Below are 13,878 nucleotides of genomic sequence, written 5' to 3' on the forward strand. Positions count from 1 at the left end.
GCCCGACAGCGTCATCAGGCCGTTGATCATGCCGCCCCATGACGGCATCCACAGCATGATCGAGAACACCATGCCAAGCGTCTGCGCCCAATCGGGCAGGGCGGTGTAGTGCAGGTGATGCGGCCCGGCCCAGATGTAGAGGAAGATGATTGCCCAGAAATGGACGATCGACAGGCGGTAGGAATAGACCGGCCGGTTGGCCTGCTTGGGCACGAAATAATACATCATGCCGAGGAAGCCCGCTGTGAGGAAGAACCCGACGGCATTGTGGCCGTACCACCATTGCGTCAGGGCGTCCTGAACTCCGGAAAATGCAGAATAGCTCTTGGAGCCGAGAAAGGAGGCCGGCATCGATAGGTTGTTGATCACATGCAGCATCGCGATGGTCACGATGAAGGAAAGGTAGAACCAGTTGGCGACGTAGATGTGCGGTTCCTTGCGCTTCAGGATGGTGCCCAGAAACAGGATCAGGTAGGCGACCCAGACGATGGTCAGCCAGATGTCGACATACCATTCGGGTTCCGCATATTCGCGGCTCTCGGTGATGCCGAGCAGATAACCTGTCGCGGCCATGACGATGAAGAGCTGGTAGCCCCAGAACACGAACCAGGCGAGATCGCCACCGAACAGCCGAGCGCGGCATGTGCGTTGGACGACATAGAGAGACGTGCAAAGCAACGCATTGCCGCCGAAGGCGAAGACGACGCCCGAGGTGTGCAGAGGCCGCAAGCGGCCGAAGTTGAACCAGGGCTGGATGNTGGTCAGCCAGATGTCGACATACCATTCGGGTTCCGCATATTCGCGGCTCTCGGTGATGCCGAGCAGATAACCGGTCGCGGCCATGACGATGAAGAGCTGGTAGCCCCAGAACACGAACCAGGCGAGATCGCCACCGAACAGCCGGGCGCGGCATGTGCGTTGGACGACATAGAGAGACGTGCAAAGCAACGCGTTGCCGCCGAAGGCGAAGACGACGCCCGAGGTGTGCAGAGGCCGCAAGCGGCCGAAGTTGAACCAGGGCTGGATGNTTGCCGCCGAAGGCGAAGACGACGCCCGAGGTGTGCAGAGGCCGCAAGCGGCCGAAGTTGAACCAGGGCTGGATGTTGAGATCGGGATAGGCAAGCTGCAGCGCGATGACCACCCCGACCAGCATGCCAACCACACCCCAGAACATGGTGGCGATGGCGCCGTAGCGGATTGGACCATCCATGTAGGCGGACGGGTCGATCGGAGCGGCAGCTTCGAAACTCGTGTTGCGGAGGAGGATGGCGACAAAACCGAGCAGCACAAGAAACAGCACCCACATATGCTGCCGGAAGGGCTCGTCCACTCCGAAACCGGCGGCCACCAAGGCGGCAAAGGTAAAAAGGGCCAAAGCGAAGACTTGCGTGCCGAACTTCATGACCTGTCCCCGACTTCGGATTCCTGTGCGCGGACGTCAATCCGCCTGACACCAATCCAGCAGTCACGCGGCTGGCGCCTTGATCCATGTCAAAGCCATTTGATTTTGGATTGGGCAGCGTTGGATTTGCAAAGGATCGGGAGGCTGTCATTGAACAGGGAGAGGGAGCTGCGATCGTCGCTGTTCGAAACGAGCCGCGACAGATCGATGCCGATAGTTCGATCTGGCAGAGAAGCAGTCCCGGTTGCGCTCATGAAACGTGCGCATCTGGAAAAGCTGCAGCTCTGCGATGCCTTGGAAAAAATAGCCGACACCCTGCCCAGGGTCGATAGCCTGGCATGCCTGGCTGCGGCAAACGCGATCGTTCCGCTGTTGCGCAACATTCATCAATATGAGGAGACGGTGATCTTTCCGGCCTACGAGGCTGTTTTGACCGGCAGGGATGCCAACCTTGCTTCAACTCGTCGACTGCGCGCCGAACACGTGGAGGATGAATGCTTTGCCGGCGAAGTGACTGAAAATCTGTTAGCGATCGGCCATGGCGAGAGTGTTGAGAATGCCGAGGCTGTCGGCTTCATGCTGCGCGGCTTCTTCGAAAGTTTGCGCCGGCATATCGCCTTCGAACGCGAGCACGTCTTGCCGATGATCGGGGTCGATGGCGGTTAGGCGCCGGAGCGGCGTTCCAGCCGGCCCATGTTGTCCACCGTCACGCGCCGATTATTGTCGATCCGGATCACGCTGTCTGTTCGCAGCCTGGTCAGTTGGCGGCTGACCGTCTCGATCGTCAAGCCAAGAAAATCGGCGATAGCGGCGCGGGTCAAAGGCAGGTCGAAGGTCGTCGACTGCGCCGCCGGGTCCAGCGTGGGATCGATGTTCCTGGCGATCATCAGGAGAAAGCTCGCCACCTTTTCCGAAGCACTCTTGCGCCCGAGCGTCACCATCCAGTCGCGGGCTTCGTCGAGTTCGTTGAGCGCTTGTTTGAGCAGACGATGCTCGATTTCCGGAGATTCCTTCATCATCCGCTCGATGGCGGCCTTTGGAAACGAACACACGGAAACCGCGGTTGCGGCTTCAGCGTTGATCGCGCTTTCCACCTTGAAGGGCCTGCCCAGAAAATCGGGGGCGAACTGGAGGCCGACAATCTGCTGGCGTCCGTCCGAAAGGCTCTTGGTCAGCTTCACAACGCCGGAAAGCACGTTCGAATAGCTGTCGACGGTCTCGGCGTCGCCAATCAGTTCTGTGCCCGGTTCAACGGTATGCCTCGATGAGGTTTTGGCCAGGCTTACCAATTGGTCGGGATCGAGCGCACCGCAAACGCCGCGGTGCCGTGCCTCGCAAGACTGGCAAAGCACTGGAATGCTGGAACTGTGAACGTCTTGGCGCACGGTCATCTTCATCGTCCGAGAGATTCCATCTGTCCAGAAGGTAGCATTGGCGCACAAAAGAACCTTGCGGCAGTTTGTCCGCGGGCGGCCTTGACCGAAATCAAGGCCGCTCGCGCCCAATGTGATCAGTGTCGCGCCATGCAAAGGGGATCGGATAGCGACATGCGGCCAGAATTAGTTGCCAGGCTCGGTGAGAACGTTCCACGCTACACCAGCTATCCGACCGCGCCGCATTTCCATCCAGGCGTTGATGCTGCCGTTTGTGGTGGCTGGCTGCAAGCGCTCAACGAGGGCGACGAAATCTCGCTCTATCTGCACATCCCATACTGCGACAAGCTTTGCTGGTTTTGTGCCTGCCATACCAAGCAGACACGCCATTACGAACCGGTGACGATCTATCTCCGCTCACTGCATGCCGAGATCGCTACCGTCGCCGGTCTTGTTGTAGGCAAAGGTCGTNCACGCCATTACGAACCGGTGACGATCTATCTCCGCTCACTGCATGCCGAGATCGCTACCGTCGCCGGTCTTGTTGCAGGCAAAGGTCGTGTGCGTGCCGTCCATTTCGGCGGTGGTTCGCCGACGATGCTCAAGCCCGAAGATATGGTGGCGCTGGGAACCGCCCTGCGCAAGGGCTTCGGCTTTCTTCCCAGCGCCACGATCAGCGTTGAAATCGAACCCAACGATATCGACGATGCCCGCCTCGATGCGCTTGCAGAAATCGGCATGACCCGTGCGAGCCTCGGCGTCCAGGATTTCGATCCGAAGGTGCAGAAGGCGATCAACCGCGAGCAGAGCTTCCTGCAGACCAAGACTGTCGTCGACGGCGTTCGTTCGCGCGGCGTCGAATCGGTCAATCTGGACCTGCTTTACGGTCTGCCGCACCAGACCAGGGAAAGCGTCGCTTCCACGGTTACGCAGGCACTGACCCTGGAACCGGATCGGATCGCACTGTTTGGCTATGCGCATGTACCGTGGTTCAAGAAACATCAGACGATGATCGACGAGGCCTGGTTGCCGGGTCCCGCGGAGCGATTTGCCCAGTCGCAACTGGCAGCACGGGCGATCGTGAACCAGGGATACGAGGCAATCGGGCTCGACCATTTCGCCAAACCGGGCGACGCGTTGGCGCTTGCGGCCAGCGCCGGGACTTTGCACCGGAACTTTCAGGGCTATACCGAGGATCGCTGCGAAACCTTGATCGGCCTTGGCCCATCGTCCGTCAGCCAATTTCGGCAAGGCTATGCACAGAACATGCCTTCGACCGCTGAATATGGGCGCATGGTCGCGGACGGCGGGCTGGCCGCGGTCCGCGGTATCGCGCTTTCCGATGACGACCGGGTTCGCGGCTGGATCATAGAGCGCCTGATGTGCGATTTCTGCTTCTCGGCGCTCGATCTGGTGGAGCGCTTTGGCGAAGCCGGCCAAAGACTTCTCGTCAAGGCGAGTTCCACAGCCCTCCGCGATCCTGCGCGATTGCTTGAGCTTGATGGCGACAGTTTCGTCGTGCCGGCGGAAAGTCGGCCCTTTGTCAGAAGCATCGCGGCAAAGTTCGACAAATATTTCGAAACCGGCAAAGCCAGGCATTCGGCGGCGGTCTGAGCATTGGCTCCTGTCAGAAATGTTCGCCGGCCTTGAACGGGCCGATGCGGGTGCCTGCCGCGATCAGATAGGCGGTCGACCAGCCAATCAGAAGAAATCCGTTCACGCCTTCAAGCGCCGCCAGGACACGCCATGCGTGGGCCGGCACGATGTCGCCGTAGCCAACCGTCGAGAAGGTGATGGTGGAAAAGTACAGGGCGGTTTCGAAGTCGGCGAAGATATTCAGCAACCGGTATAGTCCTGCCCAGAGCCACACCTCCGCTGTCATAACGGCAAAGAGCCCCATGACCACGCTGATCATCGCAATGATGCGGCTGCGGCGCCCGTGCATGCGAAACCGGGCGACCAGGTGTCCCATCGCATGGGTAACGGCGATCAGACCAAATGTGTGTATGAGAACGGTCAGGCTTATGGCGATGGTGCCGATGAGCAGATTAAGGATCATGCGCTGACCGTACCGATGATCATCGTTGTTTTCATTGTGCAGGATCAAGTTCGATAAACCGATCTGTGGATTCTTCAGGCACGTACCGGCGAGGGGAGTATGTGATCGTCAATTAACGGCACACCAAGCGAGCACCGGGCACGCACTCGAGCTCCTCGATCGAGCTCGATCAGCTCCCAACGGGTGTCAAAAGTGCTATTCAAAAACCAAAATGCTGCGGCTGATTTTATGGTGGGTCCAATGGCCGGTCTCGAACAAAATCAGAATTAAGCTGTTGTTTTAAAAAGATAATGTCAGAGAAATGGCGGAGGGAGTGGGATTCGAACCCACGGTGGGCTTGCACCCACGCCGGTTTTCAAGACCGGTGCCTTAAACCGCTCGGCCATCCCTCCAACGTGACTTTTCAATCATCTAGGAACATCAACCGACCCAGTGAACGACAGTTGGTATCGAATGATACCTATCCTTCCGGACCAGCTTGCGGTTCATTTCTCTAGAGCGTTGCCCATCGCCAAGTCAACCATCGGCGCTGCCATGGATAATAGGGGGTGGCGTTCGTTACCCGAACGGAGCTGCGAACCCGTTTTCGAAGGAGCCGGGATCTAATTGCGATCCTTGCTGCCGACCTGCACAAGTTGCAGAAGACCCAGCACGACAAGTGCGAGCAAGGTAGCCAAAGCCGCGATCTGCCAGAACCCGAGCCCAACCGCCAGGCCTATGGCGCCTGCCAGCCACATGCCCGCCCCAGTGGTAAGCCCTTGAACCTCGCCCTTGGAGAAGAAGATCAAGCCCGCGGCCAGAAATGCCACGCCGGCAGTCGTGGCTTCGATCAAGCGGATAGGATCAATGGCGATTTCCTGACCATCGAAGACGTGAAGATGAGTAATCTCGATCGTGAGGATGGCAATTAGAGCCGTCGCAACACAGACTAGGATGTGTGTCCTCAATCCGGCCGGCCGGTTGCGCCATTCGCGTTCGATCCCAACGATGGAGCCAAGGACGGCCGCGAGCAAAAGCCTGGCTGAAATTACGGAAAAGGGCAGCCACGTCTGTTGCCCGAAACGTTCAATGAATTCATCCATGAGGCGCAGAACGTATCTCGGGTCGGTCGGTTCCAGGCAGCCGCGCTTCATGCCACAGGTTCACACCCAGACTCCAAAGGACAGAGGTCTCGGATGCCTCCTCACTGGCGCCCGGCCAGCCCGGGACCTGGCCGCCACATTCCTGCCCGGTTCCGGACACAATCGATTAATACGCTGATAAACAATTCCTGCGCACAAGGGATGGGGATTGGCGCGTCGCAGGCATTGCTCATCTGGCTCCGCCGAAATTCTAGAAGCGGCGCCTGTGTCGAGACGGTAGGGGACATCGGAAAACATGCAGACCACGACGCATCGGCGTCTTCGTCGCGCTCCTGCTTTGGTGTTGTGCGCTCTTTCGGCTGCGTTGCTGGCCGCGTGCGCGTCGCCGCAGTCCGAGCCGAAAGCCATGGTCTACAAGAAGCCTCGCTCGAAGGAATATTTTGCCGAGACCGAGTACGGCGTGAAGGCCAGCCCGCGCGTTCAGTACATGCGGCGCGGCGGCGGCCGCGACCAGTTGGGCAAGCCCTATCAGGTGCGCGGCAAGTGGTATTACCCTAAGGAAGACAAGCGCTACGCCAAGGTCGGTCTCGCCTCCTGGTATGGCGATGCCTTCCACGGTCGTCTCACAGCCAATGGCGAAGTCTACGACATGACCCATCTGACCGCGGCGCATCCGACCATGCCGCTGCCGAGCTATGCCCGTGTCACCAACACCGAGACCGGAAGCTCGGTCATCGTGCGCGTCAACGACCGCGGCCCCTATCATGAGGGACGCATCATCGATGTCTCGGAACGCGCCGCGCAAATGCTCGACTATGCCAAGGTCGGCACGGCCAGGGTCAAAGTGGAATATATCGGCCGCGCGCCGCTCGACGGCGACGACGACCAATATCTGGTCGCCTCCTATCGCCCGGGCAACAACCGCCCGGACCCGTCCGATGGCTTGCCGACCGGCGTCATGGTGGCGATGAACGGACCTTCGCCGAGCCTATCTGTTGGCGCACCCCCTGCCGTAGTGCCGTTTCCTGGTCAGTTGACGAATTCCGACACACAGCCAGTGATGTCGATGCAGGCACCGGCCTCAAGCGATGTGACGCTGCCTGAATTCGGGCCGATCGTGCCTCAGCGCCCGGAATCGTCCTTTGCCGTGGCTTCGCTCTCCTATGCGGATGAGCGCGTACAGCGCGCCGACGTCTTTGCAGCGCTTGACGACCAGGGCATGTCGCCAGCCGACATCCTGCAATCGTGGAAGAAATCCAACCCGCAGGCGGCGCCTGCCGTTTCCGACTATGTCGCCGCCGGCTCCTTCGACGATGCCGCCGAGGCAAAGCGGGTGGCTGCGGCCCTAAAACCCTTCGGCAGGACGGAAATCCAGAGCACCGAGCTCGACGGCAATGACTGGTACGCGGTCAATCTCTATCCGGATGGCCACGGCAATGTCGACGACCTCTTGCGCGCGGCATGGTCGCATGGCGCGCCGGACGCGCTGGCTGTGCGCAACTGACCAACAAAGGCACGCCGGTTTTGTGATTGCGCGGTTGATCCGCCGGGAAGAAGCCTGATAGCGTTGCGGCAAGTTTCTGCCGGCTAACAGGTCAAGCCTCTTCATGCGATTTCGCCTTTTCCACCCTTTTGCCGGGCTTTTTGGCCTTGGCTTCTTGCTTGCCGCGCTGGTTCCGGCCAACGCGCAGCTTTTCGAGACCAAGGCCACGCAGGCTTTCATGATCGATGCCGAAACCGGCACGGTGCTGTTTTCCAAGGATGCCGACCAACCGATCCCGCCGGCCTCGATGGCCAAGCTGATGACCATGGAGATGGTCTTCAACGCCATCAAGTCGAAGCGCATGAGCCTCGACGACACCTTCGTGGTTTCGGAAAATGCCTGGCGCAAGGGCGGTGCGCCTTCGGGAACGTCGACCATGTTCGCCAAGCTTAAATCGGCGGTCCGGGTCGAGGACCTGATCCAGGGGGTCACCATACAGGCCGCCAATGACGGCTGCATGGTGCTGGCCGAAGGCATGGCCGGTTCGGAAGAGAATTTCGCCGCTCAGATGAACGATCGCGCGCGCCAGATCGGGCTGCCGAAATCGACATTTGTCAATTCCACCGGCCTGCCAGCCGACGGCCAGCAGACGACAGTGCGCGAACTGGCGCAGCTTGGTCTGCATATATGGCGCGAATATCCGGATCTCTATCTCTATTACGGCCGGGCCGATTTCACCTGGAACAAGATCTCGCAAAAGAACCGCAACCCGTTGCTGGCCATGGGCATCGGTGCCGATGGGCTGGCGGTCGGGTCGAGTGAGGCGGGCGGTTTCGGCATCGTCGGCTCGGTCAGCCATGACGGGACGCGGGTGATCGCGGCGATGAGCGGATTGGCCAACGACCGCGAGCGCGCCGAGGAAGCGCGCAAGCTGCTTGAATGGGGCGTCCGCTCCTTCGAGAAGACCGAGATTTTCGCCAGCAACGAAGTGGTCGGCGAGGCCCAGGTGTTCGGCGGCGGCAGCTTCTCGTTCTTCTCCGAGGAACTCAGGCNGACGTGTGCTCTTCCGATCTGCTTGAATGGGGCGTCCGCTCCTTCGAGAAGACCGAGATTTTCGCCAGCAACGAAGTGGTCGGCGAGGCCCAGGTGTTCGGCGGCGCCAAATCCAGCGTAGCGCTGAAGGCAAAGGCGCCCATCGACGTCCTGCTGCCGATCGCCAACCGCGACAAGCTGACCGCCAGGATCGTCTATCAGGGGCCGGTATCGGCGCCGGTGGAGGAGGGACAGCCCGTCGGCGCGCTGCGCGTCTGGATCGGCGACACGCTGAGCCAGGAAACCCCGCTTTTCGCCGCCGAATCGGTTGGCGTCGGCACACTGCCGCAACGAGCGTTTGATGCCGCCAGGGAACTGGCCGTAGGCTGGCTGCGTTGAGTTCCTGCGGCGTGGACCTTTTCTCGGGCGCGGACTAAGACACCAGCGCAAAGCAGGACAAAGGCCTTTCGATTGGCAAGCGGATTTTTCATCACCTTCGAAGGCGGCGAGGGCGCCGGCAAGTCGACGCAGATCGAGCGGCTGGCCCAGAAGATGCGCGCCAAGAAATACGATGTCCTCCTCACCCGCGAACCCGGGGGGTCACCCGGCGCCGAGGCGGTCAGGCACGTGCTCCTGTCCGGCGCCGCCGAGCCTTTCGGGCCGAAGATGGAGGCGCTGCTGTTTGCCGCCGCACGCTCCGACCATGTCGAGCAGGTCATCCGGCCGGCGGTGGAGCGCGGCTCCATCGTGCTTTGCGACCGTTTCCTGGATTCGTCGCGCGTCTATCAGGGCGTCACCGGCGGCCTCGATCCGGCTTTCATGGAAGCTCTGGAGGAGGTCGCCATCAACGGCATGATGCCGGACATGACGCTGATCCTTGACATTGACCCCGCCGAGGGCTTGCGGCGCGCCGCCGCGCGGCGTGGCGCCGAGGACGGTCCGGACCGCTTCGAAAAGGAGACGCTGGACATCCACCAGCGCCGCCGTGACGCCTTCCTGGCGATCGCAGCCGCCGAGCCGGACCGCTGCATCGTGATCGACGCGTCGGCGCCTCCCGCTGCGGTGGAGGATGTCATCACCGCGGTGGTGTTCGCCGCACTTGAGGCGAGGGCGCCCGCGCGCAACCGACAGGCGGCGCCCGCATGATCTTCGAACGCATCGCTCCCGAGCAGCACGACACGCTGGACGGTGTACCGGAGCCGTCCGAGACGCTGCGCCTGGTCGGCCATGAGCAGGCGGCCGCGATGCTCGCTGCCGCCTATCGCTCGGGAAAACTGCCGCATGCGTTGATCTTTGCCGGGCCGGTCGGCATCGGCAAGGCGACGCTTGCCTTTCACCTGGCGCACCATCTGTTGAAGCATCCGGCCTTCGACCAGGCGCCGGACACGTTTGCCGTTCCCGATCCGGCCTCACCGCTGTTTCGCCAGATCGCCACCGGGGCGCATCCCGGCGTGCTGCACCTGACCCGGCCGCTGAACGACAAGACCAAGAGTTTCAAGACCGTCGTCACCGTCGACGAGATCCGCAAGGTCAACCGCTTCCTGTCGCTGACCTCGCATGACGGCAGCTACCGGGTGGTGATCGTCGATCCGGCCGACGACATGAACACCAACGCCGCCAATGCCTTGCTGAAGAACCTCGAGGAGCCGCCGAGCCGCACGCTGTTCATCCTCATCGTGCATGCGCCGGGCAGCCTTTTGCCGACGATCCGTTCGCGCTGCCAGATGGTGCGGCTGACGCCGCTCGATGCCGGCAGCCTGATGAGTGTTCTGGAGACCGTCGAGCCGCCGCCACCTTCCGATCCTGCTGCGCGCGCGGCACTAGCGGAACGGGCAGGGGGCAGCGCCCGCAATGCGATCCTTCTGACCCAATATGGCGGGCTGGAGATTGCCGGCACCCTCGACGCCCTGGTCACGTCGGGCAGGAGCGACATCGCCGGCGCCTATCGCCTTGCCGAGGCCGTCGCCGGCCGCGACCAGGCGATCCAGTTCGACATCTTCAACCGCCGCGCGCTCGATCTGCTCTCCACCGGCGCCAGTGAAGCCGCGCTGGCTGGGGATCTCGCGCGGGCGAAAACGCTGTCCGACACTTGGCACGAGGCGCTGAACGCCATATCTGAGACCGATACCTACAATCTTGACAAGAAGCAGCACGCCTTGACCATGATCGACCGCCTGAATTCCGCAATGCGAATGTGACCGGTTTCGGCATTGGGGCGGGATGGCAATCGCCGTCTCGATGCGATATCCACCGCTCACATTCATTCGGCCATTCATGACGGTTCATTCATGTCACGCGACACATTCTACATCACGACACCAATTTTCTATCCGAACGGCAAGCCGCATATCGGCCACGCCTATACGGTCATTGCGACCGACGCGCTGGCCCGCTTCCAGCGCCTGGACGGCAAGGACGTGCTCTTCCTCACCGGCACTGACGAACACGGCCTCAAGATGCAGCAGACGGCCGAGAAGGAAGGCATAACGCCACTCGCGCTTGCCGACCGCAACTCGGCGATCTTCCGTTCGATGACAGAGGTCCTGGGCGGCTCGAATGATGATTACATCCGCACGACGGAACCACGCCACTACGAGTCGTGTCAGGCGATCTGGAAGGCTATGGCGGCCAATGGCGACATCTATCTCGACCGCTATAGCGGCTGGTATTCGGTCCGCCAGGAAGCCTATTTCGAAGAGAGCGAAACCACGCTCGGCGACGACGGCGTGCGGCGCGAGCCGCTTGGCTCGCCGGTCGAGTGGAACGAGGAGGAAAGCTACTTCTTCAGGCTTTCCGCCTATCAGGACAAATTGCTTGCGCTGTACGAAAGCCAGCCCGATTTCGTCGGTCCGGCCGAGCGCCGAAATGAGGTGATGAGCTTCGTCAGATCCGGCCTCAAGGATATCTCGGTCTCGCGCACGACCTTCAATTGGGGCGTGCCGGTGCCCGGCGACGACAAGCATGTGATGTATGTCTGGGTCGATGCCTTGACCAACTACATCACCGCTGCCGGCTATCCCGACACCAAGGCCGAGCAATGGCGCTACTGGCCGGCCACGCACATTATCGGCAAGGACATCGTCCGCTTCCATGCTGTCTACTGGCCGGCTTTCCTGATGTCGGCCGGCATCGAACTGCCGAAGCGCGTCTTCGCGCATGGCTTCCTGTTCAACCGCGGCGAGAAAATGTCGAAGTCGGTCGGCAATGTCGTAGACCCCTTCACCATGGTCGAGCATTACGGCCTCGACCAGGTGCGCTATTTCTTCTTGCGTGAGGTGCCATTCGGCCAGGACGGCAGCTACAGCCATGACGCGATCGTCAACCGCACAAATGCCGATCTCGCCAACGGTCTCGGCAATCTGGCGCAGCGCTCGCTGTCGATGATCGCCAAGAACTGCGGCGGCGTGGTGCCGCATCGCGGCGAGCTGACCGAAGCCGACAGCGCGATCCTCGACCAGGCGGTGGAAGCGCTGGGTACCGCGCGCCACGCGATGGCGGAACAGGGCATCCATCTCGCGTTGGCGGCGATCTTCGGCGTTGTGGCGGAAGCGGATCGCTACTTCGCCTCGCAGGCGCCCTGGGCGCTGAAGAAGACCGATCCGGCGCGCATGGAAACAGTGCTGTGGACGACCGCCGAACTGGTGCGGCGCGTGGCATTGCTGTGCCAGCCCTACATTCCGGGGTCGGCCGGCAAGCTGCTGGACCTGCTGGCGGTGCCGGCGGACAAGCGTGACTTCGCGCATGTCCATGCCGACTATGCGCTGGTGCCCGGCACGGCGCTGCCCGCGCCGGAGGGTGTGTTTCCGCGTTATGTCGAAAACCCTGAGGCGAGCGCCTGATGCTCGTCGACAGCCATTGCCATCTCGACTTTCCGGATTTCACCGAGGAGCGGGCGGCCATCGTCGCCCGCGCCAAGGCTGCCGGTATAGGTCACATGGTGACCATCTCGACACGCGTGAAGCGGTTTGCGCAAGTGCTTGAGATTGCCGAGAGTTTCGACGAAATCTATTGCTCGGTCGGCACTCATCCTCACAATGCCGGCGAAGAGCTGGATGTGACGGCTGAGGACCTTGTGCGCCTGTCCGCGCACCCGAAGGTGGTGGCGATCGGCGAGGCCGGGCTCGACTATTTTTACGACAAGGCGCCACGCGATGCGCAGGCGCAGGGCTTTCGCACTCACATAGCGGCCGCGCGCGAGACCGGCTTGCCGCTGGTGATCCATTCGCGCGATGCCGATGACGACATGGCTGCCATCCTCGAAGACGAAACAGGGAAGGGCGCCTTCCCCTTCATCCTGCATTGTTTTTCGTCGGGGCGACGGCTGGCAGAGGTCGGCGTGGCGCTTGGTGGCTATGTGTCCTTCTCGGGCATACTGACCTTCAAGAACTCCGCCGATTTACGCGCCATCGCAGCCGATGTGCCGCATGACCGGCTGCTGGTCGAGACCGACGCACCGTATCTGGCGCCGGTGCCGTTCCGCGGCAAACGCAACGAGCCGGCCTATATCGCGCATACAGCCAAGGTGCTGGCGGAGACGGTCGGCGTTGGCGAAGCCGAGATCGCGACGCTGACGACGGCAAACTTCTTCCGGCTGTTCGGCAAGATGCCGCGGCCCGCCGGGCTCTGACGCATGAGCGACCGGCTGCGCCTCACCATCCTCGGCTGCGGCTCGTCACCTGGCACGCCGCGCATCACCGGCGATTGGGGCAATTGCGACCCGGCCAATCCGAAAAACCGGCGTACACGCTCAGCCGCGCTCGTCGAGCGGATAGCAGCCAACGGCGCCAGAACCACGGTCGTCATCGACACCGGGCCTGATTTCCGTGAGCAGATGCTGATGGCGGCGGTCCGGCGCATCGACGCCGTCGTCTATACGCATCCGCACGCCGACCACATCCACGGCATCGACGATCTGCGCGGCTACGTGCTGGAGCAGCGCCATTTGATCGATGTCCACGCCGACCAGCCGACCATGCTCAGGCTGCGCGAAGCGTTCGGCTATTGCTTCGAGACGCCGCTTGGCAGTTCCTATCCGCCGATCGTCAGGCCGCACATCATCGATCACGCAAGGGCGGTGACGATCGAAGGCGAGGGCGGTGCCCTCACCCTCGAGCCGCTGCCGCAGATCCATGGCGACATCATTTCGCTCGGCTTCCGCATCGGCGGGCTGGCCTACTGCCCCGATATAAGCGACTTCCCGGATACCACCGCCGAGCGGCTGCTCGGCCTGGAAATGCTGGTCATCGATGCCTTGCAGTACCATACCCATCCCAGTCATCTGTCGCTCGGTCAGGCGCTTGGCTGGATTGAAAAACTGGCGCCGAAACAGGCCGTGCTGACGCATATGCATGTGCCGCTCGACTATGCCACGGTGAAGGCCGAGGTGCCGGCCAACGTCACTCCGGCCTATGACGGCATGGTGATCGAAATTCCTTTATGAGACAGCA

General features: G+C 61.5%; 14 protein-coding genes, 1 tRNA gene and 1 pseudogene. 10 read left to right on the top strand and 6 right to left on the bottom strand.

Features of this window, described 5'->3' with window-relative positions; genetic code table 11:
- Both X727_RS0134740 and X727_RS1000000169245 read right to left on the bottom strand, forming a co-directional pair.
- Nucleotides 1-1,122, bottom strand: a 1,122-nt coding sequence (locus X727_RS0134740) for a cbb3-type cytochrome c oxidase subunit I (protein ID WP_245274219.1), incomplete at its 3' end; no start/stop codon positions are given.
- A pseudogene (locus X727_RS1000000169245) lies at nt 1,031-1,402 on the bottom strand (cytochrome-c oxidase, cbb3-type subunit I); the annotation flags it as partial. The pseudogene X727_RS1000000169245 and the gene X727_RS0134740, both read right to left, overlap by 92 nt.
- A 252-nt stretch (nt 1,403-1,654) precedes the next feature.
- Between X727_RS1000000169245 and X727_RS0134745 the strand changes: the two are divergent.
- Entirely contained in the window at nt 1,655-2,068 is a 414-nt protein-coding gene (locus X727_RS0134745) for a hemerythrin domain-containing protein (RefSeq protein WP_023686750.1), read from the top strand.
- On the opposite strand, the gene X727_RS137840 is transcribed toward X727_RS0134745, so the two are convergent.
- Nucleotides 2,065-2,793: a Crp/Fnr family transcriptional regulator gene (locus X727_RS137840; RefSeq protein ID WP_023686751.1), complete on the bottom strand. Its 729-nt coding sequence runs from the start codon at nt 2,791-2,793 to the stop codon at nt 2,065-2,067. The two genes, X727_RS0134745 and X727_RS137840, sit on opposite strands and share 4 nt — an antisense overlap.
- A 156-nt stretch (nt 2,794-2,949) precedes the next feature.
- Here X727_RS137840 and X727_RS137835 point away from each other — a divergent pair, with 156 nt between their 5' ends.
- Nucleotides 2,950-4,389, top strand: a complete 1,440-nt coding sequence (locus X727_RS137835) for a radical SAM protein (RefSeq protein ID WP_023835236.1) — start codon at nt 2,950-2,952, stop codon at nt 4,387-4,389.
- A 13-nt stretch (nt 4,390-4,402) separates the two neighbouring features.
- On the opposite strand, the gene X727_RS137830 is transcribed toward X727_RS137835, so the two are convergent.
- The 3 genes from X727_RS137830 to X727_RS0134750 all read right to left on the bottom strand — a co-directional run bounded on the left by X727_RS137830 (nt 4,403) and on the right by X727_RS0134750 (nt 5,916).
- Complete coding sequence (locus tag X727_RS137830) at nt 4,403-4,882, bottom strand: potassium channel family protein (RefSeq protein WP_245270406.1); 480 nt, start codon at nt 4,880-4,882, stop codon at nt 4,403-4,405.
- A gap of 254 nt (nt 4,883-5,136) precedes the next feature.
- Nucleotides 5,137-5,226, bottom strand: a tRNA-Ser gene (locus tag X727_RS137825).
- Between the two features lie 210 nt (nt 5,227-5,436).
- Complete coding sequence (locus X727_RS0134750) at nt 5,437-5,916, bottom strand: MgtC/SapB family protein (protein ID WP_027050850.1); 480 nt, start codon at nt 5,914-5,916, stop codon at nt 5,437-5,439.
- Nucleotides 5,917-6,211: 295 nt separating this feature from the next.
- On the opposite strand from X727_RS0134750, the gene X727_RS137820 reads away from it, so the two are divergent.
- The 8 genes from X727_RS137820 (at nt 6,212) to X727_RS137795 (ending at nt 13,871) form a co-directional block, all read left to right on the top strand.
- Nucleotides 6,212-7,420 (top strand): septal ring lytic transglycosylase RlpA family protein, encoded by a 1,209-nt coding sequence (locus tag X727_RS137820; RefSeq protein WP_023835237.1) that lies wholly within the window; start codon nt 6,212-6,214, stop codon nt 7,418-7,420.
- 103 nt (nt 7,421-7,523) lie between these two features.
- A complete protein-coding gene (locus X727_RS0134755) occupies nt 7,524-8,573 on the top strand; it encodes a D-alanyl-D-alanine carboxypeptidase family protein (RefSeq protein ID WP_081726237.1) in 1,050 nt (349 codons plus the stop codon).
- Complete coding sequence (locus X727_RS0134760; RefSeq protein ID WP_245274220.1) at nt 8,546-8,830, top strand: hypothetical protein; 285 nt, start codon at nt 8,546-8,548, stop codon at nt 8,828-8,830. Before X727_RS0134755 ends, X727_RS0134760 begins: the two co-directional genes overlap by 28 nt.
- Nucleotides 8,831-8,902: 72 nt before the next feature.
- The gene (tmk, locus tag X727_RS137815) at nt 8,903-9,577 is read left to right on the top strand and encodes a dTMP kinase (protein WP_023668949.1); all 675 of its coding nucleotides are present in this window, start codon (nt 8,903-8,905) and stop codon (nt 9,575-9,577) included.
- Nucleotides 9,574-10,629 carry a DNA polymerase III subunit delta' gene (locus tag X727_RS137810; RefSeq protein ID WP_023835238.1) on the top strand — a complete coding sequence of 352 codons (1,056 nt, stop codon included), beginning with the start codon at nt 9,574-9,576 and terminating at the stop codon, nt 10,627-10,629. Before tmk ends, X727_RS137810 begins: the two co-directional genes overlap by 4 nt.
- 90 nt (nt 10,630-10,719) lie before the next feature.
- The gene (gene metG, locus X727_RS137805; protein ID WP_023745048.1) at nt 10,720-12,270 is read left to right on the top strand and encodes a methionine--tRNA ligase; all 1,551 of its coding nucleotides are present in this window, start codon (nt 10,720-10,722) and stop codon (nt 12,268-12,270) included.
- Entirely contained in the window at nt 12,270-13,058 is a 789-nt protein-coding gene (locus tag X727_RS137800) for a TatD family hydrolase (RefSeq protein ID WP_023696113.1), read from the top strand. The genes metG and X727_RS137800 overlap by 1 nt, the downstream gene beginning before the upstream one ends.
- Before the next feature lie 3 nt (nt 13,059-13,061).
- Nucleotides 13,062-13,871 (top strand): MBL fold metallo-hydrolase, encoded by an 810-nt coding sequence (locus tag X727_RS137795; RefSeq protein WP_023745047.1) that lies wholly within the window; start codon nt 13,062-13,064, stop codon nt 13,869-13,871.
- The last annotated feature ends 7 nt before the right edge of the window (nt 13,872-13,878 follow it).

Source organism: Mesorhizobium sp. L103C105A0, assembly GCF_000502215.1.
In the GTDB taxonomy this organism is placed as follows: domain Bacteria; phylum Pseudomonadota; class Alphaproteobacteria; order Rhizobiales; family Rhizobiaceae; genus Mesorhizobium.

What these genes read in the sequence shown, in the direction of transcription:
- X727_RS0134745 (WP_023686750.1), top strand. Translation starts at nt 1,655, where the DNA reads ATGAAACGTGCGCATCTGGAAAAGCTGCAGCTCTGCGATGCCTTGGAA.
- X727_RS137840 (WP_023686751.1), bottom strand. Translation starts at nt 2,793, where the DNA reads ATGACCGTGCGCCAAGACGTTCACAGTTCCAGCATTCCAGTGCTTTGC.
- X727_RS0134750 (WP_027050850.1), bottom strand. Translation starts at nt 5,916, where the DNA reads ATGGATGAATTCATTGAACGTTTCGGGCAACAGACGTGGCTGCCCTTT.
- X727_RS137820 (WP_023835237.1), top strand. Translation starts at nt 6,212, where the DNA reads ATGCAGACCACGACGCATCGGCGTCTTCGTCGCGCTCCTGCTTTGGTG.
- X727_RS137810 (WP_023835238.1), top strand. Translation starts at nt 9,574, where the DNA reads ATGATCTTCGAACGCATCGCTCCCGAGCAGCACGACACGCTGGACGGT.
- metG (WP_023745048.1), top strand. Translation starts at nt 10,720, where the DNA reads ATGTCACGCGACACATTCTACATCACGACACCAATTTTCTATCCGAAC.
- X727_RS137800 (WP_023696113.1), top strand. Translation starts at nt 12,270, where the DNA reads ATGCTCGTCGACAGCCATTGCCATCTCGACTTTCCGGATTTCACCGAG.
- X727_RS137795 (WP_023745047.1), top strand. Translation starts at nt 13,062, where the DNA reads ATGAGCGACCGGCTGCGCCTCACCATCCTCGGCTGCGGCTCGTCACCT.